19 protein-coding genes and 2 pseudogenes are annotated in these 22,860 nt (G+C 67.3%); 14 read left to right on the top strand and 7 right to left on the bottom strand.

Annotated features, from left to right (window positions below):
- Positions 1-121 precede the first annotated feature (121 nt).
- The gene (locus A5713_RS19820; protein ID WP_068098078.1) at positions 122-3,037 is read left to right on the top strand and encodes an aminotransferase class I/II-fold pyridoxal phosphate-dependent enzyme; all 2,916 of its coding nucleotides are present in this window, start codon (positions 122-124) and stop codon (positions 3,035-3,037) included.
- Here the strand turns inward: A5713_RS19820 and A5713_RS19815 are convergent.
- A complete protein-coding gene (locus tag A5713_RS19815) occupies positions 2,946-3,596 on the bottom strand; it encodes a PadR family transcriptional regulator (RefSeq protein WP_068098077.1) in 651 nt (216 codons plus the stop codon). The genes A5713_RS19820 and A5713_RS19815 overlap by 92 nt on opposite strands.
- A gap of 116 nt (positions 3,597-3,712) precedes the next feature.
- On the opposite strand from A5713_RS19815, the gene A5713_RS19810 reads away from it, so the two are divergent.
- Positions 3,713-4,135, top strand: a complete 423-nt coding sequence (locus A5713_RS19810) for a nuclear transport factor 2 family protein (RefSeq protein WP_068098076.1) — start codon at positions 3,713-3,715, stop codon at positions 4,133-4,135.
- Positions 4,136-4,141: 6 nt separating this feature from the next.
- Positions 4,142-5,179, top strand: coding sequence for an LLM class F420-dependent oxidoreductase (locus A5713_RS19805; protein WP_067926339.1), 1,038 nt, complete (start codon positions 4,142-4,144; stop codon positions 5,177-5,179).
- A gap of 11 nt (positions 5,180-5,190) precedes the next feature.
- Here the strand turns inward: A5713_RS19805 and A5713_RS19800 are convergent, their stop codons facing one another.
- Complete coding sequence (locus A5713_RS19800) at positions 5,191-6,375, bottom strand: MFS transporter (RefSeq protein WP_067926342.1); 1,185 nt, start codon at positions 6,373-6,375, stop codon at positions 5,191-5,193.
- A 243-nt stretch (positions 6,376-6,618) separates the two neighbouring features.
- On the opposite strand from A5713_RS19800, the gene A5713_RS19795 reads away from it, so the two are divergent.
- A complete protein-coding gene (locus A5713_RS19795; RefSeq protein WP_067926345.1) occupies positions 6,619-6,897 on the top strand; it encodes a hypothetical protein in 279 nt (92 codons plus the stop codon).
- 80 nt (positions 6,898-6,977) lie between these two features.
- Here A5713_RS19795 and ctaD read toward each other — a convergent pair whose 3' ends face one another.
- A complete protein-coding gene (ctaD, locus tag A5713_RS19790; protein ID WP_068098075.1) occupies positions 6,978-8,699 on the bottom strand; it encodes a cytochrome c oxidase subunit I in 1,722 nt (573 codons plus the stop codon).
- A 289-nt stretch (positions 8,700-8,988) separates the two neighbouring features.
- On the opposite strand from ctaD, the gene A5713_RS19785 reads away from it, so the two are divergent.
- Positions 8,989-10,239, top strand: coding sequence for a cytochrome P450 (locus tag A5713_RS19785; RefSeq protein ID WP_068098074.1), 1,251 nt, complete (start codon positions 8,989-8,991; stop codon positions 10,237-10,239).
- Positions 10,240-10,251: 12 nt separating this feature from the next.
- Here the strand turns inward: A5713_RS19785 and A5713_RS29755 are convergent.
- From A5713_RS29755 to A5713_RS19770, 4 genes and pseudogenes are all read right to left on the bottom strand, one after another.
- Positions 10,252-10,365 (bottom strand): annotated as a pseudogene (locus A5713_RS29755) (FAD-binding oxidoreductase); the annotation flags it as partial.
- Between the two features lie 18 nt (positions 10,366-10,383).
- The gene (locus A5713_RS19780; protein ID WP_068098073.1) at positions 10,384-11,601 is read right to left on the bottom strand and encodes a GNAT family N-acetyltransferase; all 1,218 of its coding nucleotides are present in this window, start codon (positions 11,599-11,601) and stop codon (positions 10,384-10,386) included.
- A gap of 51 nt (positions 11,602-11,652) precedes the next feature.
- Positions 11,653-12,864 (bottom strand): acyl-CoA dehydrogenase family protein, encoded by a 1,212-nt coding sequence (locus A5713_RS19775; RefSeq protein WP_068054548.1) that lies wholly within the window; start codon positions 12,862-12,864, stop codon positions 11,653-11,655.
- Positions 12,865-12,868: 4 nt separating this feature from the next.
- On the bottom strand, positions 12,869-13,504 hold the full coding sequence (locus tag A5713_RS19770) for a TetR/AcrR family transcriptional regulator (RefSeq protein ID WP_068098091.1): 636 nt from the start codon (positions 13,502-13,504) through the stop codon (positions 12,869-12,871).
- A gap of 227 nt (positions 13,505-13,731) precedes the next feature.
- Here A5713_RS19770 and A5713_RS19765 point away from each other — a divergent pair, with 227 nt between their 5' ends.
- From A5713_RS19765 to A5713_RS28440, 9 genes and pseudogenes are all read left to right on the top strand, one after another.
- On the top strand, positions 13,732-15,060 hold the full coding sequence (locus A5713_RS19765) for a HAMP domain-containing sensor histidine kinase (RefSeq protein WP_068098072.1): 1,329 nt from the start codon (positions 13,732-13,734) through the stop codon (positions 15,058-15,060).
- A gap of 337 nt (positions 15,061-15,397) precedes the next feature.
- On the top strand, positions 15,398-15,715 hold the full coding sequence (locus A5713_RS19760; protein WP_067920549.1) for a PE domain-containing protein: 318 nt from the start codon (positions 15,398-15,400) through the stop codon (positions 15,713-15,715).
- A 15-nt stretch (positions 15,716-15,730) separates the two neighbouring features.
- Entirely contained in the window at positions 15,731-16,918 is a 1,188-nt protein-coding gene (locus A5713_RS19755; protein WP_068098071.1) for a PPE family protein, read from the top strand.
- 106 nt (positions 16,919-17,024) lie between these two features.
- Entirely contained in the window at positions 17,025-17,339 is a 315-nt protein-coding gene (locus A5713_RS19750) for a WXG100 family type VII secretion target (protein ID WP_007166893.1), read from the top strand.
- A 55-nt stretch (positions 17,340-17,394) separates the two neighbouring features.
- Positions 17,395-17,682 carry a WXG100 family type VII secretion target gene (locus tag A5713_RS19745; RefSeq protein ID WP_067920541.1) on the top strand — a complete coding sequence of 96 codons (288 nt, stop codon included), beginning with the start codon at positions 17,395-17,397 and terminating at the stop codon, positions 17,680-17,682.
- Between the two features lie 86 nt (positions 17,683-17,768).
- Positions 17,769-18,599, top strand: coding sequence for an ESX secretion-associated protein EspG (locus A5713_RS19740; protein ID WP_068098070.1), 831 nt, complete (start codon positions 17,769-17,771; stop codon positions 18,597-18,599).
- A gap of 130 nt (positions 18,600-18,729) precedes the next feature.
- Positions 18,730-19,755: a MinD/ParA family protein gene (locus A5713_RS19735; RefSeq protein ID WP_090419175.1), complete on the top strand. Its 1,026-nt coding sequence runs from the start codon at positions 18,730-18,732 to the stop codon at positions 19,753-19,755.
- The gene (gene eccD / locus A5713_RS19730; protein ID WP_082973047.1) at positions 19,752-21,281 is read left to right on the top strand and encodes a type VII secretion integral membrane protein EccD; all 1,530 of its coding nucleotides are present in this window, start codon (positions 19,752-19,754) and stop codon (positions 21,279-21,281) included. The genes A5713_RS19735 and eccD overlap by 4 nt, the downstream gene beginning before the upstream one ends.
- Positions 21,282-21,295: 14 nt before the next feature.
- A pseudogene (locus A5713_RS28440) lies at positions 21,296-22,860 on the top strand (S8 family serine peptidase); the annotation flags it as partial.

The raw sequence follows: 22,860 nt of genomic DNA, 5'->3' as shown, positions 1-22,860 counted from the left end.
GCGGCCGTCATGTGACGGACGCTGAGTGTTTGTCTTGCGGTCACCGGCGGGCGGATTGGGTCTGCAAGCCTGAACCGACGCTGCGGGACCAAGGAGCCGCCGCGGCGAGGAAAGGGCGGCCATGACAGAGCACTTACGCGCCTACAACAGCCTGTGGCAGGTTCGTAGCGACTCGTGGTGCCGGTTGGAGGAGGCCGCGGATCGGCTGATGCGACCGACCACCACCGGGACGCTGAAGGACAAGTGGGCGAACGCCTGCCAGGAGCTGCTGGCGCGCCTGAGCACCCTGGAGCCCTACTGGGCCTACCCCGGTGCGCCCCAATTCGCCCGTATCCAGCGGCTTTTCACGGCCGGCCACCACGACAAGTTCGCGCAGGCCGTCGCGCAGGTCAACCGGGCGCTGACCACCGAGTCCTACCGCACGGGAGACGTGGACAACGCCGGCGCCGACGAACTCGACATGTTCCCGACCGATCCGCGCCAGCTCATCGAGCACAAACCGGCATCACCGCGCGACCGCCCCTACTTCGAAGTGCTGGTCGTCGAAAAGATGACGGAAGACCAGGAACGCGCGCTGCGCAACGAGGTTCGCAAATGGCGGCGCCCCGACGACGAATTCGTCTACGAGCTCGTGGTGGTGTCCAGCGGGGACGAGGCGCTCATCGCCGCGCGGCTCAACGTCAACCTGCAGGCGGTGGTGATCCGGCGGCGCTTCTCACACCAGTCGACCCGCGACCTGTCGGCGCTGTCCGAATTCGTCGACACCGCGGTGTCCGACGAGCTGAACGACCACCAGACACCCGAAGAACGCGCGCAGATCCTGGCGATCTCATTGACCGGATTACGGCCCGAGCTGGACCTCTACCTGATGACCGAAATCGAGGTCGAGGACATCGCCGGGCGGCTGGGCCAATACTTCCGCCGGGTGTTCCACGCCCGCGAAGGCATGCTCGAGCTGCATCTCTCGATCCTGCAGGGCGTGGCGGCGCGCTACCGCACGCCGTTCTTCAGCGCGCTCAAGGAGTACAGCCACCGGCCCACGGGCGTCTTTCACGCTCTGCCGATCTCGCAGGGCAAGTCGATCGTCAACTCGCACTGGATCAGGGACATGGTGGGCTTCTACGGCCTGGACGTGTTCATGGCGGAGACGTCGGCGACCTGCGGAGGCCTCGACTCGCTGCTCGAGCCGACCGGGCCGCTACGTGAGGCGCAACAGCTGGCCGCGCAGGCCTACGGATCGCGGCACACGTACTTCGTCACCAACGGAACCTCCACGGCGAACAAAATCGTCACCCAGGCGTTGGTGGCGCCCGGCGACATCGTGCTGCTGGACCGGAATTGCCATCAGTCGCATCACTACGGAATGATGCTGGCCGGTGCGAATGTGGTGTACCTCGAGGCGTATCCGCTCAACGAGTACTCGATGTACGGCGCGGTGCCGCTCCGCGAAATCAAGTCGAAGCTGTTGGAGCTCAAGCGCGCCGGCAAGCTCGACCGGGTCAAGATGATGTCGCTGACCAACTGCACCTTCGACGGCATCGTCTATGACGTCGAGCGCGTGATGGAAGAGTGCCTGGCCATCAAGGGAGACCTGGTGTTCCTGTGGGACGAGGCATGGTTCGCGTTCGCCCGCTTCCACCCGGTCTACCGGAAGCGGACCGCGATGGCCTCGGCACGGGCGTTGCGCGAGCGGCTGCAGGACCCCGGTTACCGGCAGCGCTACGAGGAGTATCTGGCCGCCGGCGGCGACGAAACCCCTGGCGACGACGGCGTTCTGGACCGCCGGCTGATGCCGGACCCGGCGCGGGCCCGGGTGCGGGTGTATGCCACCCAGTCGACACACAAGACGCTGACCGCGCTGCGGCAGGGATCGATGATTCACGTCTACGACCAGGACTTCGACCAGAAAGTCGCCGAGCCGTTCCACGAGGCCTACATGGCCCACACCTCGACCTCGCCCAACTACCAGATCCTGGCGTCGCTTGACCTGGGCCGCAGGCAGGTGGCGCTGGAAGGGGTCGAGCTGGTGCAGCGGCAGATCGAGAACGCGATGCAGTTGCGCGACGCGATCGACAACCATCCGCTGCTCAGCAAGTACATGCGCTGCCTGCGCACCTCGGATCTGATCCCGGAGCCGTTCCGGCCGTCGGCCATCGCGCAGCCGCTGCGATCGGGGCTGCGCAACATGATGGCGGCCTGGGAACAGGACGAATTCGTGCTCGACCCGTCGCGGATCACGTTGTTCATCGGGCGCACCGGGTACGACGGCGACACCTTCAAACGCCAGCAGCTGATGGACCGCTACGGAATCCAGATCAACAAGACGTCGCGCAACAGCGTGCTGTTCATGACCAACATCGGCACCACGCGCAGCTCGGTCGCGTTCCTGGTCGAGGTTCTGGTGAACATCGCCACCGAACTCGACCAGAACATCTCCGAGATGAGCCTTGGCGAGCGCGAACACTTCGAGCGGGCGGTCTACCGACTCACCGAAATGTCTTTGCCGCTGCCTGATTTCAGCGGCTTCCATCCCGCATTCCTGGACCACGCCGGGAGCGGACCGACGCCCGAAGGAGACGTCCGGCGCGGGTTCTACCTCTCCTACGACGACACCAACTGCGAATACCTGACCGGCGATCAGATCGACGAGCGGCTGGAAGGGGGATCCGACGTCGTGTCGGCGACGTACGTGACGCCTTACCCGCCGGGCTTTCCGGTGCTGGTGCCCGGCCAGCTGTTCAGCCGCGAAATCCTGCAGTTCATGCGCGATTTGGACACCCCCGAGATCCACGGCTACCTACCGAACTTCGGCTACCGGGTGTACACCGAGAAGGCCATCGACATGGCCGGCCAGGCCGTCGGCCTGCCCTCCAACGGTCACCGCCCCACCGACGGTGCGGCCGCGCCGCAGAAGGCGCCGAAGAAGCCGGGCAAACGCGCACGGTTCACCGACGAGGGGAACGTGCCTGAGGTCGGCCAGGAGGAGTTGCTCGGTCAGCGGCAGCCCGGTGACGCGGTGAGCTCGGGGCCTTCTTGACCCCCGCGGAGAGCCGGTGTTCGATGACGGCCAACGCGCGCTCGGCCCATCGAATGTTCTCTTCCTCGAACGCGATTCCGCGCAGCAGGGTCAGGTAGGGGCCGACCCGTTCGGCGTGCGCCAGGTGTTGCTCTTCGTCGCGACCGTCGAGGATGCGCGCCCGCAACCGTTCGTAGCGTTGCAGTTTGGCCGTCGCCCACTGCAGGCGTTCGCTGATGAATTCACGCACGGCGGGGGTGTCGCCGATGTCCGCGGCCTGCACCTTGACCAGTAGATCGTCGCGCATCGCCAACGGCTTGGGTGGTTTCCCGGTGAACTCCCGGATCGCGTCACGGCCGGCGTCGGTCAGTGAGAACAGCCGCTTGTTGGGCCGGCGTTCCTGCTGCACGAGGCGCGCCTGGATGAGACCCTGCTCGGCAAGCCGGTCCAGTTCGCGGTACAACTGCTGCGGGGTGGCCATCCAGAAGTTCGCGACCGACGCGCCGAAGTCCTTGGCCAGGTCGTAGCCGGATGACTCGCCCTCGAGGAGGGCGGCCAATACCGCATCACGCAGCGACACCGAAAAAGGCTACAACGATATGAGTAGTCAACAAAGTGATTAATCGCACTATGGACACGTCGCGGTGGACGGCATAGCGTCAACGACACTTGGCGAAACGAAATGCGAGGTGTCGGATGCATCCCTTCCGCAAGGCGGTCGAAGAACGCGACGAGAAGGGCATCCAGGCGCTGCTGGCCGACGATGTGGTGTTCACCAGCCCGGTGGCGTTCAAGCCCTACGTCGGCAAGCCGATGACGGCGGCCATCCTGCGCGGCGTGCTACGCATCTTCGAGGACTTCCGGTACGTCCGCGAGATCCACGACGGCAGCGGCCGGGACCACGCGTTCGTGTTCGAGACCGGCATCGCCGGGGCGCCCGGAGTCACGATCACCGGTTGCGACTTCCTGCATTTCAACGACGACGGCCTCATCGACGACTTCATGGTGATGGTCCGGCCGCTATCGGGCGCGAAGGCGCTGTCCGAGGCGATGGGTGCGCAGTTCGAACGGATCCAGCGGGAGGCGCTCGAACTGGCCGACGAGTTCACCACCGCGTAGGCCCACATGCGAATCGGACTGGGCATCAACTATGCGGGCGGCTTCAAGGACGTGGCCGCCGAAGTGGCCGACCTCGAACGTGCCGGCCTCGACATCGTCTTCGTCCCCGAGGCGTATTCGTTCGACGCGGTGAGCGCGCTCGGCTACCTGGCCGCCAGCACCGACCGGGTCGGACTGGCCTCCGGGATCATGCAGCTCTACACCAGGACGCCCACGCTGACCGCGATGACGGCCGCCGGTCTGGACTACGTCTCCGACGGTCGGTTCACCCTGGGGCTGGGCGCATCCGGTCCGCAGGTCATCGAGGGCTTCCACGGTGTCCCCTACGACGCACCGATCGCCCGCACCCGCGAAGTGATCGACATCTGCCGCCAGGTGTGGCGCCGCGAGACCGTCCAGCACCAGGGCAAGTACTACACGATCCCGCTACCCGCCGGGCAGGGCACCGGGCTTGGCAAGCCCCTCAAGCTGATCAACAAGCCTGTCCGAGAACGCATCCCGATACTGATCGCGGCGCTCGGGCCGAAGAACGTCGAACTCGCGGCCGAGATCGCCGAGGGGTGGCAGCCGATCTTCTACCTGCCCGAGAAGGCCCAGGACGTCTGGGGGGAGGCGCTGGCCACCGGCCGGGCCAAGCGGGACCCCAGTCTGGGAGAGCTCGACGTTTTCGCGGGCCCGGCGCTGGCCATCGGCGAAAACGTGGACTCACTAAGGGAATTCGTCAAACCCCACCTCGCCCTCTACATCGGCGGCATGGGCGCCAAGGGCAAGAACTTCTACCACGCCCTGGCCACCAAGTATGGCTACGGGCCGCAGGCCGACCGCATCCAGGAGCTCTACCTGGCCGGCGACAAGGACGGCGCCGCCAAGGCGGTGCCCGACGATCTCGTCCGCGACGTGAACCTGATCGGCAGCCGCGAATTCGTGAGGGATCGCGTGGCCGCGTTCGCGGAATCCGGGGTGACCACTCTCAACGTCGCACCCATCGCGTCCACACCGGCCGAGCGGATCAAGCTGATCGAGACGCTGCGCGAACTCGTCTGAGCGCCGACGCGCTAGCCCTGGCGATGAGCGTCGCCTCGGAGTCGAACCGCCCGGCTCACCGCCGTCAGCAACGCCAGTGCCGCCATCACCGCGAGGATGGTCGCCGACACCGTCGAGGCGACCGTCGTCAAGATCAGCGGCAGCCCGAAACCGATGTACGTCACCACGTAGAACGCACCAACGAGCCCGCCGCGCAGGCGTTTCGGCGCGGCGGCCTCCAGATCGATCAGCCCTTCGCGCAGACACAGGCCGGACGCGCACCCCAACACCAGGAACAGCGGCACACCCAGAGCCAGCGGCATGGCCGCCGGGGCGAGCGCGGTGACCGCGTAGCCAAGCGCGGCGAGCACCGCGCCCGCGGTGCCGGCCTGCGGCCCCCACCGGCGCGCCCGGGCGAGCACCTGGATCAGCCCGCTGACGCCATTGACGAGCAGCGTGGCCATGCCGGCGGCCATCGGAGCCGCCAGCCCGGTGTGCACGCGACCGGGAATCGCGATGAATCCCAGTGTCGCCGAGGCGAATACCCATGGCGCCAGGGGCATGGCCCAACTCAACGCCCGCGCCGCGCCCTGCTCGGCGGGCGTCGACGGCTCCCATACCTCGGCGCTCGACCTCGCGGCGCCCTCCGGGCGCCGTCCAGTGACGACCACGACGAGCATCGCCGCCACACCGATGGCGGCCGCGACGCCGAACGACAACCGGATGCCGGCGGGCCCGACTCCCGCGATCACCGCTCCCGCGAACGGGCCGATCGCGAAACCGGCCATCAACACCGCCCCGGCGGCGGCCGCCCCGGCGGGACCTTTGATATCCGACGCCCAGGCCGTGCAGGAACTCATGGCCAGCCCGACCCCGAGCCCGACGATCAGGCGTCCGATCAGCAGCGCGTCGTACTGCTGTGAGCACAGCATCGCAATCGTCCCCGCCACCGCGGTCGCCGAGCCCGCCAGCGCCACCGATCGCCGCCCGAACGCGTCCGACGCGCGCCCGCCGACGAGCAGACCGGGCAGCAATCCCAGCGCATAGACACCGAAGATCGCGTCGAGCGTGGCCGCGCTCAGATGCCGGCGAACGCTCAGCAACGGCATCAATGCGACGAAGTGGTTGGCGACCCAGCCGACGGACAACAACAGCACCAGCACACCGGCGAACACGCCCCGCGCCGCGAGCGGGCCGCCGGCCCTCGTCGTGACCAATGTCGACTGCGCTGGACCGTCGGACGGGGACACTGTCGTTTCCTTTCCTCGAATCTGGGCGCGCGCGGCGGGTGGACCCCGGTCGACGCCTCAACGACGATGCGGGCGAGGCAGTTATTCCCACTCACGCGCGAAATGCACTCGGCGCAAACCGGGAAAGCCGCAGGGCAAATCGGATGTGGGGGTTTCAAATCGGCCGATTTGGTGTACAGATACCACTACTCGGCTCGAGGAAGGCAAACGATGAAGCAAATCGCGGCCGCCATGTTCGCGATGGCCGTACTGCTGTCCAGCGCGTGTTCGGCGTCGCAGGTCATCAACACCGGCGGCGACACCAAGTGCAAGGACTTCACCACGCAGGACGAGAAGAAGCAGAACGACGAGGTCAGCAAGATGCTGAAGGACAAGAACGGCACCGACCCGTCCAATGCCGAGATCTCGGCCACTCGACTCTCGGCGTTGACGTACTGCCAGACGCTGGGCAAGCCCGACACCAAGATCTCCGACGCGCCGCACGGCTGACCGCGGTCCGCGACACCATTGGCGGGGACCGCGGCCAGCCCGGCGATTAGCCCGTCATCAGTTGCTCGTCCGCTGTGGCGCTAGCCCGCGTCGGCCGGCACGCTCGCGACATGCTCGCGGCCGACGTGCGCCTCGGCGCGCATCCGCTCGACCATGTGCGGGTAGTGCAGCTCGAAAGCCGGGCGCTCCGAACGGATCCGGGGCAGCTCGGTGAAGTTGTGCCGCGGCGGTGGGCAACTCGTCGCCCACTCCAGCGAGTTGCCGTGTCCCCACGGGTCGTCCACCAAGACCGGCTCGCCGTAGCGCCAGCTCTTGAACACGTTCCACACGAACGGCAACACCGAGGCGGCAAGGATGAACGCGCCCACCGTGGAGACGAAGTTGAGCGTCGCGAACCCGTCGGTGGGCAGGTAATCGGCGTAGCGGCGCGGCATCCCGGAGTTGCCCAGCCAGTGCTGCACCAGGAACGTGGTGTGGAAGCCGATGAGGGTCAGCCAGAAGTGCAGCTTGCCCAGCCGCTCGTCGAGCAACCGGCCGGTCATCTTCGGGAACCAGAAGTAGATGCCGGCGTAGGTGGCGAACACGATGGTGCCGAACAGCGTGTAGTGAAAGTGCGCCACCACGAAGTAGGTGTCGCTGATGTGAAAGTCCAGCGGCGGGCTGGCCAGCATCACCCCGGTCAGGCCGCCCAGCAGGAAGGTGACCAGGAAGCCCAGCGAGAACAGCATCGGGGTCTCGAAGGTGAGTTGCCCCTTCCACATGGTGCCGATCCAGTTGAAGAACTTGATCCCCGTCGGCACCGCGATCAGGAATGTCATGAACGAGAAGAACGGCAGCAGTACCGCTCCGGTGGCATACATGTGATGGGCCCACACCGCGACCGACAGCGCGGCGATTGCCAGCGTCGCGTACACCAAAGTGGTGTAGCCGAACAGCGGCTTGCGGGAGAACACCGGGATGATCTCGGAGATGATCCCGAAGAAGGGCAGCGCGATGACGTACACCTCGGGATGGCCGAAGAACCAGAACAAATGCTGGAACAGGATCACCCCGCCGTTGGCCGGGTCGTAGATGTGGGCGCCGATGCGGCGGTCGGCCTCCAGCCCGAACAACGCGGCCGTCAGCAGTGGGAAGACCACCAGGACAAGCACACTGGTTACCAGGATGTTCCAGGTGAAGATGGGCATCCGGAACATCGTCATGCCGGGCGCTCGCATGCACACGACGGTGGTGATCATGTTGACCGCCCCCAGAATGGTGCCCAGACCGCCGACGCCCACCCCCAGGATCCACAGGTCCCCGCCCACGCCGGGGCTGTGCACCGCATCCGACAGCGGCGTGTAGGCGGTCCACCCGAAATCGGCCGCACCCCCGGGAACGATGAAGCCGCCCAGCGCGATCAGCGCCCCGCAGACGAACAGCCAGAACGACAACGCGTTCAGCCGTGGAAACGCCACATCGGGCGCACCGATCTGTAGCGGCAGCACCAGATTGGCGAATCCGAAGACGATCGGAGTCGCATAGAACAGCAACATCGCCGTGCCGTGCATGGTGAACAGCTGGTTGTACTGCTCGTTGGACAAGAATTGCAGCCCGGGCCGCGCCAGTTCGAGGCGCAGCAGTAACGCCATCAGGCCGCCGATGAAGAAGAAGATGAAGCACGCGACCATGTACATGATGCCGATCATCTTGTGATCGGTCGTGCTGATGACCTTGTAGATCAGGTTGCCCTTGGGCCCCATCCGGGCGGGAAAAGGCCGACGGGCCTCGAGGGCAGGGGTGGGCGGCGCCTCAGCGGTCATGCATTACCTCCACACGTCCAGAAGCCGGACGGTAATCATCAAGCCGCCCAAGTATTCCGAGACCCCACTGCGCGGACCTAGGGCCAAACGTCCCTAAATTCGGGCGAATCCTGGGTGATGCGGCGCAGGAAGGAAAGCCTTTCCAACGCTGGCGGCCGGCCTCGGGCCGACCGTGAAATGTGGTGTTGACCGGTGCCCCCCGAGCGACGAACATCAACGCAACGCGGCGATCGCCGCCGGCCCGGAGGGGCGAAGCCCCGACTCGGCAACAGCACCTGAGGAGAACCGTATGAGCACCCGGATCATGGACGAGGCCGCGCGGGTTCTGGCCGACCCGTCGGCCTACGCCGACGAGAAGCGGTTGCACCAGGCGCTGACCTACCTGCGGGCCCACGCCCCGGTCGCCTGGGTCGATGTCGAAGGCTACAAACCGTTTTGGGCTATCACCAAGCATGCCGACGTGATGGACATCGAACGGCAGAATGACCTGTTCACCAACGATCCGCGCCCACTGTTGATGGTTTCCGAGGGCGAAGACGTGCTGCGCGCCCAGATGGAGGCGGGCATCGGCCTGCGCACGCTGATCCACATGGACGACCCCCACCACCGCGACATGCGGAAGATCGGCGGCGACTGGTTCAGGCCGAAGGTGATGCGGGACTTGAAGTGTCGCGTCGACGAGCTGGCCAGGATCTACGTCGACAAAATGGTCGAGAAGGGGCCCGAGTGCGACTTCGTCCAGGAGGTCGCCGTCAATTACCCGCTGTATGTGATCCTGTCGCTGCTGGGGCTGCCGGAATCCGACTTCCCGCGGATGCTCAAGCTCACCCAGGAGATGTTCGGCGGTGACGACACCGAGTTCCAGCGGGGTGGCACGACCGAGGACATGCTCGCCGTGCTGCTGGACTTCTTCAACTACTTCGCCGCGCTCACCGCGTCACGCCGCGAGCGCCCGACCGAGGACCTGGCCTCGGCGATCGCCAACGCCACGATCAACGGCGCACCGTTGTCGGACATGGACACGGCGTCGTACTACGTGATCGTGGCCAGCGCCGGCCACGACACCACCAGCGCGGGCATCGCCGGTGGCATGCTGGCGCTGCTGGAGAACCCCGGTGAGCTGGCGCGGCTGCAAAAGGACATGGGACTGATGGGCACCGCGGTCGAGGAGATGATCCGCTGGGTGGTGCCGGTCAAGGAGTTCATGCGCACCGCGCAGGCCGACACCGCGGTGCGCGGGGTGCCGATCGCGAAGGGTGAATCGGTACTGCTGTCCTATGTTTCGGCCAACCGCGACGAGGACGTGTTCAGGGACCCGTTCCGATTCGACGTCGCGCGCGACCCCAACAAACATCTGTCGTTCGGCTACGGCGTGCACTTCTGCCTGGGCGCCGCGTTGGCCCGGATGGAGATCAACAGCTTCTTCTCCGAGCTGGTCCCGCGGATCAGGTCGATTGAGCTGGCCGGCGCGCCGGAGCTGATGGCCACGACCTTCGTCGGCGGCCTCAAGCACCTGCCGATCCGCTACTCGCTGAAGTGAATTCGGGCCGACTCACGTAACGGTCAACTCGTCGGGCAGCTCGTCTTCCAGCGCCGCCCGCGCGAGCAGCTCGCCCAGCACCGGGCCGAACTTCATCAGGTTGGCGCCGACGATCACAATCACGCGGTCGGCATACCCACGCGATTAGAAGAAGAACCCGGCGTGGGGTGCGTCCGGCACCGCGAACAGCCGATCCGCTGTGTCGATCGCCGAGGGGTCTTCGGCCCGGGCCAAGCCGGCGATCGCAAGGTCACGCCACGTCGTTCCGCCAAGCAGGACGGCGGCCAGCCCCTCGACGTCGACCTCGAGGTCCGCTGGTCGCCCGGTCGGCTCGGCACCGTCCCCGGTGACCGTGAAGCGGCCCGAATTGGCGGGCAGCAGGGCGTCATTAACCGCGATCGTGACGGCGCCGTCGCCGCCGTAGCGGCGTGCCTCCAGAGCCCGCCCCGCGTCGATGACACGCAGCCAGGTTTCGTCGTGCACCGCGGTGACCCGCGCCGCCCGCCGATCGACCAGCAGCCACGGCAGCGGGTCATCCATCGGCAACATCCAAAACACCACGCGGTCAATGAGATCCAACTCCAGCAGGAACCGCAGCAATCCGAGATAGGTTTCCGCGGTGGGCGCGAAGAAATCCTCCACCGCGATGGTGCGCTGGTCGCTGACGAACCATCGATCGGTGTCGACGGGACGGTAGCGGGCGAAGCCGGATTCGGATCCCGGTTTGCCGTGCACCACGAAATACGAGGGATCGGGCGCGTTTTCGGTTCGCAGCCGCAGGCTCTCCCACCACGGTCGCGGCCGGTCGATCGTTCCCGGACGCGACGGGCGATTCCGGGCATAGATACCCGGCAGCAGCTCCCAGGCCTGCGCGGCGTCGACCAACCGCACCGGACCGCCCGGCCCGACGTCGCGGCGCAGCGCGGCACGGGCCGTGTGCACCTCCACCGTCTGCGAAGAGCTCGCCACGCCGTATCCGTACCGGCCGTAGATCGTCGCCTCCGACGCCCGCAGGGATGCCACCACTTCACCGCGGGCGGCGATGTCGCGCAACTGATGACCGATCAGCTCGGTGGCGACGCCCCGCCGGGTGAACGAGGGCAGCACCCCGATGTGCGTGACGGCGGCGTGGCCCACCATCGCCCCGCCGGGAAGCGTCATTCGACTCGTCACGGCGTCCGCGGTGCCCACGAGCTGGCCGCCCACGAACGCCCCGACGGTACGGCCGGGCTCGAGCAGTTTGGCGATCTGCCCGGGTGGCAGGTCCGGCAGCGGCGGGAAGCCGATCATCGCGACGCGGAACACGTTGGCCGCGGCGAGCAGATCCTCCTCGCTGCCGAGCACCCGGATCTCGATGGTCATCCGGCCATCATGTCTGGTGCCCGCCGGCCCGTGGACCGCGGGATGCGGCCGCTAACGAATCTGCAAGCCGGTCAACGCCCGGGAGATCACGAGGCGCTGGATCTCGCTGGTCCCCTCGAAGATGGTGAAGATCTTGGCGTCGCGGTGCATTCGCTCCACGGGATAGTCGCGGGTGTAGCCGTTGCCGCCCAGGATCTGGATCGCCTCGTCGGTGACGTAGACGGCCGTCTCGCTGGCCACCAGCTTGGCCATCGACCCCTCCGCCGCGTCGAAGGACTGGTTGTTGCGGGCCATCCATCCGGCCCGCCACACCAACAGGCGCGCGGCGTCGATGCGGCTTCTCATGTCCGCCAGCTTGAACGCCACCGCCTGGAATTCGCCGATCTTGCGCCCGAATTGCTCACGCTGGCAGGCATAGTCGAGTGCGTACTCGTAGGCGGCCCGCGCGACACCGACGGCCATCGCGCCGACCGTGGGGCGGGTGCGCTCGAAGGTCTTCATCGCCGCCTGACTGCGCGCCGATGCGCCCGATTTGACGCGGGCTATCCGCGCTTCGAACTTCTCGCGGCCGCCGAGGATGTGGTCCTCCGGCAGGCGGACGTTGTCCAGCACCACCTCGGCGGTGTGGGACGCCCGAATCCCGTGCTTTTTGAACTTCTGGCCCTGCGCCAGCCCGCTGACACCCGCCGGGACGACGAATGTGGCCTGCCCCCGGGTCCCCAGCTCGGGATAGACCGACGCCACCACGATGTGCACGTTGGCGATGCCGCCGTTGGTCGCCCAGGTCTTGGTGCCGTTGAGCACCCATTCCCCGGTGGCCTCGTCGTAGCGCGCCCGGGTACGGATCGCGCCGACGTCGGACCCGGCGTCGGGCTCGGATGAGCAGAACGCGCCCAGCTTCGGCTCGTCCGCCGTGCCGAACATCTCGGGCAGCCAGCGACCCAGCTGTTCGGGAGTTCCGTTGCCCGCCAGGGCCGCAGCGGCCAGCCCGGTGCCCATGATGGACAGCGCGATGCCCGCATCGCCCCAGAACATCTCCTCGAACGCGGTCAGCATGCCCAGGCCCGTGGGCTCGGCAGCCTGCTGCGCGAAGAAGTCGGGGGAGTACAGGCCCACCTTGGCGGCCTCCTGGATCACCGGCCACGGGGTCTCCTCCCGTTCGTCCCATTCGGACGCGGCGGGCCGGATGACGTCGGCGGCGAACTTGTGCACCCAGTCGCGCACCTCGATCACGTCGTCCGTCAGTTGCAGCGAGAAAGTCACGGCTTCACTCCTGAGATGGTTTGTCGTTCAACGGTTTTTTGGGGGTTCCGTATTGGGCGAGGACGCTGACGGTCTGGCTGACCCACGCCTCGAAGTAGCGCTCCTCGTCGATGTTGCCGGGCAGCCGGCCGGTCAGCGCCTGCAGCGTCGCGGCGTAGGACAACGACCCGATCGCGCCCGCGGCGGCCGCCTCCGGGTCGGGGATGCGGGTACGGCCGGCGCGATTCGACGCGGCGAGCTCGTCGGCGAACCGCTGGTAGGCGTTGTCGGTGATGACCTGCCAGGTCTTCTCGTCCAGGTCACCGAGCTCGTCGGGTTCCCGCAGCATGACCTTGAGCAGGTCCTCGCTCTGCTTGAGGTTGCTCCAGATCAGCTGGCCGGCGGTGCGCACGGCCTGTTCGACACTGCCCGGCTGCCCGGCGTCGTATTGCTCGCGCGCCGCCACGATCCTGTCGATCCGGTACGCGACGGCGGCCTCGAGCAGTTCGCGTTTGGAGCCGAAGTGCTTATACAACGCGCCCGATCCGGGTGCCAGGCCCGATGCCCGCTGGATGTCGGCCACCGACGTCGCCGCGTAGCCCTTGTCAGCGAAGAGCCTGAGCGCCGCGGCCAGCAGGCGATCGCGTCCGGAGGCGAGCATGGTGAGAGAGTACTCACTCACCGCCATTCGGCCAAATTGTCGCGGTCGGCGGGACGCGAGTTCAACGAGGGGCGCTAGATTCTCTGCGAAACGCCACGGCGCCAGGACGCGGCGACTCGGTATCGGTGTGAGGGTGGTGGTCGAGGAGTCGGCGCGTCGCCGGCCCGGTGCCACGAACCGCACAAGAGGAGCGTGACAGTCGCGTGTTACCGCACGTACAGCTGCCGATGCGGGTGTTGTCGCTGCGCACGATCGTTGTCGTGGCCGCGCTCTCGGTCATCACCCTCGTCGTCCTGTTGGGCACCTGGGTGTGGGTGGGTGTGACCAACGACCAGTACAGCCAGCTCGACCGCCGGCTCGATTCGGTCAGCAGCCTCGGCGACATCAACTCACTGCTCAACAACGTGGAGCACGCCAGCCCCGACCAGCCCATGCCGGACGGCAACCTGGTGCGCACCGCTCGCATCGGCGATCAGACGGTTTCGGTGCCCAGCAACATCGTGCTGCCGAAGCTGCCCAACGGGTACGCGAACACCACCATCGACGGGGTGCAGTACCGCGTCCGCACCTTCTCCGCCGGCCCCGCCTCGATCGCGCTGGCCGCGCCGCTGGCCGAGGCCCAGCACCGGATCAACGAGCTGCACCTGCGGGTGCTGCTGATCTGCGCCAGCGTCATCGGGGGCACCGTGGTCGTCGGCTGGGTGATCTCGCTGATCATGGTGAACCCGTTCCTGCTGCTGGCGCAGCAGGCCCGCGCCATCAACGCCCAGTCCAGCCCCGACGAGGTCCAGGTGCGCGGGGTGCGCGAGGCCGTGGAGATCGCCGAGGCCGTCGAGGGCATGCTCGCGCGCATCGGCAACGAACAGCAGCGCACCAAGGCCGCGCTCGAGTCCGCCCGCGACTTCGCCGCGGTCGCCTCCCACGAACTGCGCACCCCGTTGACGGCCATGCGCACCAACCTCGAGGTGTTGTCCACCCTGGACCTGCCGCCGGAACAGCGCGAGGAGGTCATCGGCGACGTCATCCGCACCCAGAGTCGCATCGAAGCGACGCTGACGGCGCTGGAGCGGCTGGCGCAGGGTGAGCTGACCACCGTCGACGACTTCGTCCCGTTCGACATCACCGAGCTGTTGGACCGCGCCGCGCACGATGCGCTGCGGATCTATCCCGACGTGGAGGTGTCGCTGGTGCCGTCGCCGACCGTGCTGATGGTGGGGCTGCCCACCGGGCTGCGGCTGGTGATCGACAACGCCATCGCCAACGCCGTCAAGCACGGCAACGCCGGCAAGATCCAGCTCACCGTGAGCAGCTCCAGCGAGGGTGTCCAGATCGCGATCGACGACGACGGAACCGGCGTCCCGGAATCCGAGCGGGCAACGGTGTTCGAGCGCTTCACCCGCGGGTCGACGGCGTCGCGCTCGGGCTCGGGGCTGGGGCTGGCGTTGGTCGCCCAGCAGGCCGAATTGCACGGCGGCACAGCGGCATTGCAGACCAGCCCGCTGGGTGGCACCCGGCTGCTGCTCAACCTGGCCGGCGACGGCCGCGGCCCCGGGTAGATTTCGCCCGCTATTGACGCACCGGAAAATCGGGCCCCTGGGCGCCCAATTCGCCGTGAGTCGGCAAAAATAAGCGCGGCGTCGATCCGTTGTTCGACGGCGGTTTACGTCCGCCATAACTGCGACGTATTCGCATGAGCCGGTGACCACAGTGTCTGCAGTGGCATAAGAGGTTGTTTGACGGATGACTCATAGCGGGAATACCGCCGACCAGAACAAACGCGTAATTTGCCGGTCGGCAGCCCGGGAGGATCGAGTGAATAACACGAACGGTCGGATCGCACTAGACTGATGCGCCAAGCCCGTCTTTATGACGCTGAGCAATCGGAGGGAAATCATGACGATGTCGATGCAGCCAGAGGCGGTTCTGGCGTCGGCAAGCGCGGAGTCGGCCATCAGCGCCGAAACGGAATCGGCGGCGTCGGCGGCGGCGCCGGCCCTGCTGGGGGCGATGCCGATGGGCGGCGATCCGGACTCGGCGATGTTCGCGGCGGCGCTGAACGCTTGCGGCGCCAGCTATTTGGGGGTGGTGTCCGAGCACGCGGCGCAGCGCGGGCTGTTCGCCGGGGCGCAGGGGCTGGCCTCGGGCACGACCGTCGCGACGGAAACCGCTCGCCAGGCGGCCCTGCTGACAACCGCGGCCACCAGCCTCTAAAAGGGGAAGGTACGCATGGCCGATCCGGGGTGGGCTGCGCGTACACCTGAGGAAAACGATCTACTGCTCAAGGGCGGCGCCGGGGTGGTCACTCACCTGGCCAACGAGGCCGCCTGGATGGCTCTGGCAGCCACCCACCACGCCTCAGGTATCGCGTCTGCGGTCAACACGGCTACGACATCAGCCAGCTGGCTGGGTGCCGGCTCGGCGGCGCCGGCGGCCAACGTCACGATGCTCAACGCGTCGCTGCACGGGCTGGCCGGCTGGGTCGACATGAAGGCACCGGTCGTTGCCACCGCGGTCTCCGCGTACCAAATGGCATACGGCACGATGCGTCCCGCTCCCGAATGCATCGCCAATCGCGATGAGTGGGGAGTCGACAACGGGATCAACCCCCTGGTGCTGGGGGCCCTGACCCCCCGAATCGTGTCGCTTGATGTCCAGTATTTCGGGGTGATGTGGCCCAACAACTCTGCCGTCGGGGCGAGCTACGGGGCCATCCTGACGTCGCTGAGCGAAAGCCTCGCGATTGCGCCACCCGTGGCGACCATGGGCGCGTCGCCGGCGGCACCGGCACAGGCGGCCGCCGCGGTGGGCGAGGCGGCCGCCCAGGTCGGGGCCGGTGACGGCATGCGCTCGGCCCTGCAGGGGGCGCAGCAGGGCACCTCGAGCGCCGGTCAGGCGGCATCGGGCGGCCAGGACTTCATGAGTCAGGCTGGCTCGTTCATGGAGCCGGTGCAGTCGATGATGGGGGCCGTCCCCCAGGCGATGCAGGCGCCCATGCAGATGATGCAGGCGCCCATGCAGATGATGCAGCCGCTGCAATCGATGATGGGCATGTTCGCCAATCCGGGCGCCATGGGTGGGGCTGCGCCGGGCGTCTCGGCGGTCTCGGCGACGGAGGTGTCGGCCGTCGGCGCATCGGGCGGCGGCGGGGCCGCCTCCCTGGGCAGCGCGGGCATGCCCGCGACCAGTTTCACCCGTCCCGTCAGTGCTTTCGAACCGGCCGGCAGCGGACGGCCGGTTGGGTTGCGGCCGAGCGGGGCGCTGGGCGCCGAGGCCATGCGTCCGCAGACCACGACGGTCGGCGGTGGCACACCGATGGGCGGCATGCCGGTGGGGCATGGGGCGGGAGGAGAACGCGGATCTCGAGACAAATCCGAACAGCCCGCGACCGTGCGGGTAGTGGACACCAGAGTGTGAAGCCGGCCCGGCCAAGGGTGAATCGACAGGTATAAATAGCCGCCATACACTTCGCTCCATGCCCCAGGCATTTACGGGGGGCGGCCAACCGGAGAAGGAGAATTCAGTGACAATCAAGGTGACACCGCAAATGCTGCGCGATACGTCCAACGCCATTCAGGCGAACATGGAACACGCAATTGGGATCGGCCAGGGATACGTGGCCAACCAAGAGAACGTGATGAACCCGTCGACCTGGTCCGGTGACGCGGTGGTCGCGTCGCACGCGACGGCCATCGAGGTCCAAAACGACCTGAACAAGGTGCTCAACGGCGGCACCCGGCTGGCCGAGGGCCTCAAGCAGGCGGCGGCCCTGATGGAAGGTCACGAGGCGGATTCGTCGCACGCTTTCAGCGCTCTGTTCGGCCACGGCGGATCCTGACTTCCGCCTGCCTCATTCCTAATTCCACAAACGGTCTTCTGAAAGGAAATTAACAATGTCTGATCCAATTACTTACAACCCCGGAGCCGTGGCAGACTTCGCCAGCGATGTCGCTTCTCGCGCCGGTCAGTTGCAGGGCATTTTCGATGACACCTCGAACCGGACCAACGCGTTGCAGGAATTCTTCGCCGGCCACGGTGCGTCGGGCTTCTTCGAGGCGCAGGCGCAGATGCTCTCGGGGTTGCAGGGCCTCATCGACACGATCCGCCAGCACGGCCAGACCACGTCGCACGTGCTCGACGGCGCGCTGAGCACCGACCAGCACATCGCCGGCTTGTTCTGACTCCGCCCGAGGGCCGGTGAAGGTGGGGCAGGCGCGCCCGAGCGTGTGTGCCCCACCTTTGGTGTCTTGCCACCGAGGAGAGAGACATGCTGACAACGACGGTCGACGGACTGTGGGTGCTGCAGGCGGTCAGCGGGGTGGAGCAGACCTGCCCTGAGCTCGGCCTGCGCCCGCTACTCCCGCGGCTCGACACGCCTGAGCGGGCACTGCGACACCCGGTGGCGGCCGAGCTGAAGGCCGCCGGCGCCCTCGACGACGCCGGCCACGTCGACCCGATGATCCGCGAGTGGCTCACTGTGTTGTTGCGGCGCGACTTGGCGCTGCTCGTGACCATCTCGGTCCCCGGGCGCGACGCCACGCGCGCGTCCATTTGCCGGTTCGCTTCCTGGTGGGTGGTTTTGGAACGCCACGAGGAGCTGGTGCGCCTCTATCCCGCCGGCACCGCCAGCAACGAAACCGGGGCCAGTGATCTGGTGGTCGGGCAGGTCGAGCGGCTGTGCGGGGTGGCCGAGGTGGCGCCCCTCAAGCCGGTCACCTTGGACACCGAGCACTTGCTCGCCTCGGTGCGCGACGCCGCCAGCCTGCGGACGTTTCTGCTCAGTCAGAACCTGGACGTCGACCAGCTGCAGATCGTCACGATGGCGGCCGATCCGGCGCGTTCCGCGCACGCGGCCATCGTGGGGCTGCAGGCCGGGGTGGGACCGGACGAGATGGCGCGCATCGCCGTCGGCGACTCGACCGTCTCCATCATCGACACCCCGGCGGGCCGCGTCTGCGTGGAGAACGTGATCTCGGGGCAACGGCGCTATCAGATCGTCTCGCCCGGTTCGCGCAGCGACATCAGCGGCGCGGTGCAGCGGCTCATCCGCCGCCTGCCCGCCGGTGAGGAGTGGTACTCGTATCGTCGGGTGGTCTGACCGGAGCCGGATTCTCAACTGACCCAAGATAAGTCGGTTAACCAATGCCGTGGAATAGCAACCTCTTACGCACTTGAAGGGGTTTGTTGATCGGTAAACGCGGTATCGCCAAGCGTGTTAGCATCGCGACGTGACGAGCCCTTGGAATGACCCGAATATGTCGGACGAAGGGGCGCTCAGACGGGGGGAACCGTCAGGGGGCCGCAACTTCCCGGATTCGGTATCCGACACCATGCGCATTACCGATCTGGCCGCGCCTCGAAAGATTCCCCCAGGCTCGGGTTGGCGGAAATTCATCTACGTCATCTCTTTTAAAAAAATTAACCCCGGAGAATCGCCCAGCGAGCGGCACTACCGGGACTTGCAGAACCGCATCCGGCGGCACATCCGTCGGCAGTACGTCATCACGGTGGTCTCCGGCAAGGGCGGCGTCGGCGTTTCGACGATGGTCGCCTGCATCGGTGGGGTGTTCCGAGAATGCCGGCCGCAGAACGTGATTGCGATCGACGCGGTCCCGGGTTTCGGCACGCTGGCCGACCGGATCGACGAGTCACCGCCGGGTGACTACACCGCCATCATCAACGACACCGACGTGCAAGGCTACGCGGACATCCGTGAACACTTGGGACAGAACCCGATAGGCCTCGATGTGCTGGCCGGAAACCGCACCTCGGACCAGCCCCGGCCGCTGGTGCCGGCGATGTTCTCCGGCGTTTTGTCGAGGCTGCGGCGAACCCACACCGTGATGATCGTCGACACCTCTCCGGATCTGGAACACGAGGTGATGAAGCCGGTCTTGGAGAACACCGACACCCTGGTGTTCGTCTCCGGCATCACCGCGGACCGGTCTCGGCCGGTGCTGCGGGCCGTGGACTACCTCAGGTCGCAGGGCTACCACGAGCTGGTCTCGCGCAGCACCGTGATCATCAACCACACCGATCAGATCACCGACAAGGATGCGCTGGCGTACCTGACCGAGCGGTTCAGCAAAGTCGGCGCGACCGTCGAAGAGATGCCTTTCGATCCGCACCTGGCCAAAGGTGGGCTCATCGACACGGTTCATGAATTGAAGAAAAAGACGCGGTTGCGGCTTTTTGAAATTACCGCCGGCCTGGCCGACAAATACATTCCGGATGCGGAGCGGACGGCGCCGTGACATCAGCGCATAAGGTCGCCTTCCCGGCGCGCTGTGCGGTCAATATTTCCTACGAGAGGCATCTGTGCTCGCAAGTGTTCCCCGCCGGAATTCCGGTGGAGGGATTCTTCGAAGGAATGGTCGAGCTCTTCGACGCGGACTTGAAGCGGAAAGGGTTTGAAGGCATAACGTTGCCGGCCGGCAGCTACGAACTCCACAAGATCAACGGGGTCCGGCTCGACATCAACAAGAGCCTCGACGAGCTGGGCGTGCAGGACGGCGACACCCTGGTGTTGGTGCCCCGGGTCGCCGGCGAGTCCTTCGAACCGCAGTACGAGTCGCTGTCGACCGGTCTGGCCGCCATGGGCAAGTGGCTGGGCCGCGACGGCGGTGACCGGATGTTCGCCCCGGTGACGCCCCTGACCGCCGCCCACACCGCCATCGCGATCATCGCGATGGCGGCCGCGGTGGTCGTCGCCCTCGCGCTGCGCGCGCGGACGTTCACCGACAGCCCAGTCCCGGCCGCGGTGGCCGGCGCCGTCGGCGTCTTGCTGATGATCGCAACGTTCGTCGTCTGGTGGGGCTGGCGGGAGCGGCGCGACATGTTCAGCGGGTTCGGCTGGCTGGCGGTCGTGTTGCTGGCCGTCGCGGGCGCCTGCGCGCCGCCGGGCTCCCTCGGCGCAGCCCACGCGGTGATCGGACTCGTGATCGTGATCCTGGGGGCGATCGCCATCGGTGTGCTGACCCGCAAGCGGTGGCAGACGGCGGTCGTCACGGCGGTGGTGACGGTGTGCGGGATCCTCGCCGCGGTGGGCGTCGTGCGGATGTTCCGCCCGGCCTCGCCGCAGGTGCTGGCCATCTGCGTGCTGGTGGGATTGCTGATCCTGGTCAGGATGACGCCGCTGATCGCGTTGTGGGTGGCCCGCGTGCGGCCGCCGCACTTCGGATCGATCACCGGGCGTGACCTGTTCGCGCGCCGCGAGGGCATGCCCGTCGACACGGTCGCCCCGGTCAGCGAGGACGAGTCCGAGGACGAAGACAACGAGCTGACCGACATCACCGCGCGGGGCGCGGCGATCGCCGCCTCGGCCCGGCTGGTCAACGCCGTCCAGGTCGGGGTGTGCGTGGGGGTGTCGATCGTCCTGCCCGCCGCCGTGTGGGGAGTGTTGGCGCCGGGACGCCAATGGGCCTGGTTGGCGCTGGTGGTGGCGGGCCTGGTGGTGGGCATCTTCATCACCCAGGGCCGCGGATTCGCCGCCAAGTATCAGGCCGTGGCGCTCGCCTGCGGCGCCTCGGCCGCGGTGTGCGCGGGAGTGGTGAAATATGCGCTCGCCGAGCCGAAAGACGTTGTGAACGGCCTGCTTTGGCCCGCGACGGCCGTCGCAGCCTTCGCCGCGCTCGGCCTGGCCGCGGCCCTTTTGGTGCCCACGGTGCGGTTCAGGCCCTTCATCCGGTTGACCGTGGAATGGGTGGAAGTGCTCGCGTTCATCGTCTTGCTGCCGGCGGCGGCGGCCCTGGGAGGGCTCTTCACGTGGATTCGCCACTGAAGCGGGTGGCGGCGATGACCGCCGCCGTCACCCTTGTTGCGCTTGCGGCGAATGTCCCTGCCGCACAGGCGATCACGCCTCCACAAGTGGATCCGGGATTGGTGCCGCCGGACGGACCGCCCCGATCGGACCAGCCGATGCGGCGCGCCAACAGCTGCTCGACGCCCATCACCGTGCGCAACCCCGACGTCGCGCAGCTGGCGCCCGGCTTCAACCTGCTCAACATCAGCAAGGCATGGCAATACAGCACCGGCAACGGTGTACCGGTGGCGGTCATCGACACCGGTATTTCGCCCAACCCGCGGCTGCCCGCCGTGCCCGGCGGCGACTACATCATGGGCGAGGACGGCCTGTCCGACTGCGACGCGCACGGCACGATCGTGGGCTCGATCATCGCCGCCGCGCCGCAAGGGGTTCTGCCCATGCCACGGCCGATGCCCTCGACGCCCGCCTTCCCCCCACCGGCCGGACCGCCACCGGCCATCGGCGCACCTCCGCCGCCCGTGGAGGTGCCGCCGCCGGTGGCGCCGCCGCCACCGCCCCCGCCGGTGACTATCACCCAGGTGATTCCGCCACCGCCGGAACGGTTGTTGGCCACGGTCAGTGGGGCGTCCCAGCTGATCGGCCGCCGGCCGTGGCACCACAACACCAGCCACGACCACGCGGGCTGACCCCACCACCGGACGAAGACCAGGGCGATGCCAACCACCGCGGCGACCGCGGCGCCGATGTAGCCGGCCGCCGCCCAACTCGCCACCGCGAGCAGGAACACGACCCACACCCCGACGACCCGTCGGTTGCTGCCCGGGCTGAACCCGGTCAGCGTGGACCTCACCGCGCCCTCCTCAGCCGCGCCGCAATGGCGGCCACGAGCACGCCCGCGGCCACCGCCCCGACGAACCCGAACGCCACCATCATCTCAATCCGCCAGTCGTCCAGGGCTTTTGAGCCGGTCAACCCCCCGCCCGGAGATCCCAATTCCGACGAGAAGGTCAAAGCCGGCACGCTCAACACGGTCGCCCGCGCAGTGGTCCACGCGGCCAACATGGGTGCCAAGGTGATCAACATCTCGGTGACCGCCTGCCTGCCGGCCTCGGCCCCCGCCGACCAACGCGCGCTCGGCGCGGCGCTGTGGTATGCCGCCACGGTCAAGGACGCGGTCGTGGTGGCCGCGGCCGGAAACGACGGGGAAGCCGGCTGCAACAACAACCCGATGTACGACCCGCTGGATCCGTCGGATCCCCGGGATTGGCATCAGGTCAAGGTCGTCTCGTCGCCGTCCTGGTTTTCCGACTACGTCCTGTCGGTCGGTGCGGTCGATGCCACGGGCGCCGCGCTCGACAAGAGCATGTCGGGACCTTGGGTGGGTGTCGCGGCGCCGGGCACCCACATCATGGGCCTCTCACCCCAGGGGGGCGGACCGGTCAACGCCTACCCGCCGTCGAGGCCGGGCGAAAAGAACATGCCGTTCTGGGGCACCAGCTTCTCGGCCGCCTACGTCAGCGGCGTCGCGGCCCTGGTGCGGGCGATGTTTGCTCGCTCACCTTCCCGGCGGTCAAGCCCACCGTGTCGGGCCTGG

This window comes from Mycobacterium sp. E2497 (assembly GCF_001668695.1).
In the GTDB taxonomy this organism is placed as follows: domain Bacteria; phylum Actinomycetota; class Actinomycetes; order Mycobacteriales; family Mycobacteriaceae; genus Mycobacterium.
This window is presented reverse-complemented; position numbering and strand designations above follow the sequence as displayed.

What these genes read in the sequence shown, in the direction of transcription:
- A5713_RS19770 (WP_068098091.1), bottom strand. Translation starts at nt 13,504, where the DNA reads ATGCTCGCCTCCGGACGCGATCGCCTGCTGGCCGCGGCGCTCAGGCTC.
- A5713_RS19755 (WP_068098071.1), top strand. Translation starts at nt 15,731, where the DNA reads ATGGCCGATCCGGGGTGGGCTGCGCGTACACCTGAGGAAAACGATCTA.
- A5713_RS19740 (WP_068098070.1), top strand. Translation starts at nt 17,769, where the DNA reads ATGCTGACAACGACGGTCGACGGACTGTGGGTGCTGCAGGCGGTCAGC.
- A5713_RS19745 (WP_067920541.1), top strand. Translation starts at nt 17,395, where the DNA reads ATGTCTGATCCAATTACTTACAACCCCGGAGCCGTGGCAGACTTCGCC.
- A5713_RS19820 (WP_068098078.1), top strand. Translation starts at nt 122, where the DNA reads ATGACAGAGCACTTACGCGCCTACAACAGCCTGTGGCAGGTTCGTAGC.
- A5713_RS19760 (WP_067920549.1), top strand. Translation starts at nt 15,398, where the DNA reads ATGACGATGTCGATGCAGCCAGAGGCGGTTCTGGCGTCGGCAAGCGCG.
- A5713_RS19805 (WP_067926339.1), top strand. Translation starts at nt 4,142, where the DNA reads ATGCGAATCGGACTGGGCATCAACTATGCGGGCGGCTTCAAGGACGTG.
- ctaD (WP_068098075.1), bottom strand. Translation starts at nt 8,699, where the DNA reads ATGACCGCTGAGGCGCCGCCCACCCCTGCCCTCGAGGCCCGTCGGCCT.
- A5713_RS19765 (WP_068098072.1), top strand. Translation starts at nt 13,732, where the DNA reads ATGCGGGTGTTGTCGCTGCGCACGATCGTTGTCGTGGCCGCGCTCTCG.
- A5713_RS19810 (WP_068098076.1), top strand. Translation starts at nt 3,713, where the DNA reads ATGCATCCCTTCCGCAAGGCGGTCGAAGAACGCGACGAGAAGGGCATC.
- A5713_RS19780 (WP_068098073.1), bottom strand. Translation starts at nt 11,601, where the DNA reads ATGACCATCGAGATCCGGGTGCTCGGCAGCGAGGAGGATCTGCTCGCC.
- A5713_RS19795 (WP_067926345.1), top strand. Translation starts at nt 6,619, where the DNA reads ATGAAGCAAATCGCGGCCGCCATGTTCGCGATGGCCGTACTGCTGTCC.
- A5713_RS19785 (WP_068098074.1), top strand. Translation starts at nt 8,989, where the DNA reads ATGAGCACCCGGATCATGGACGAGGCCGCGCGGGTTCTGGCCGACCCG.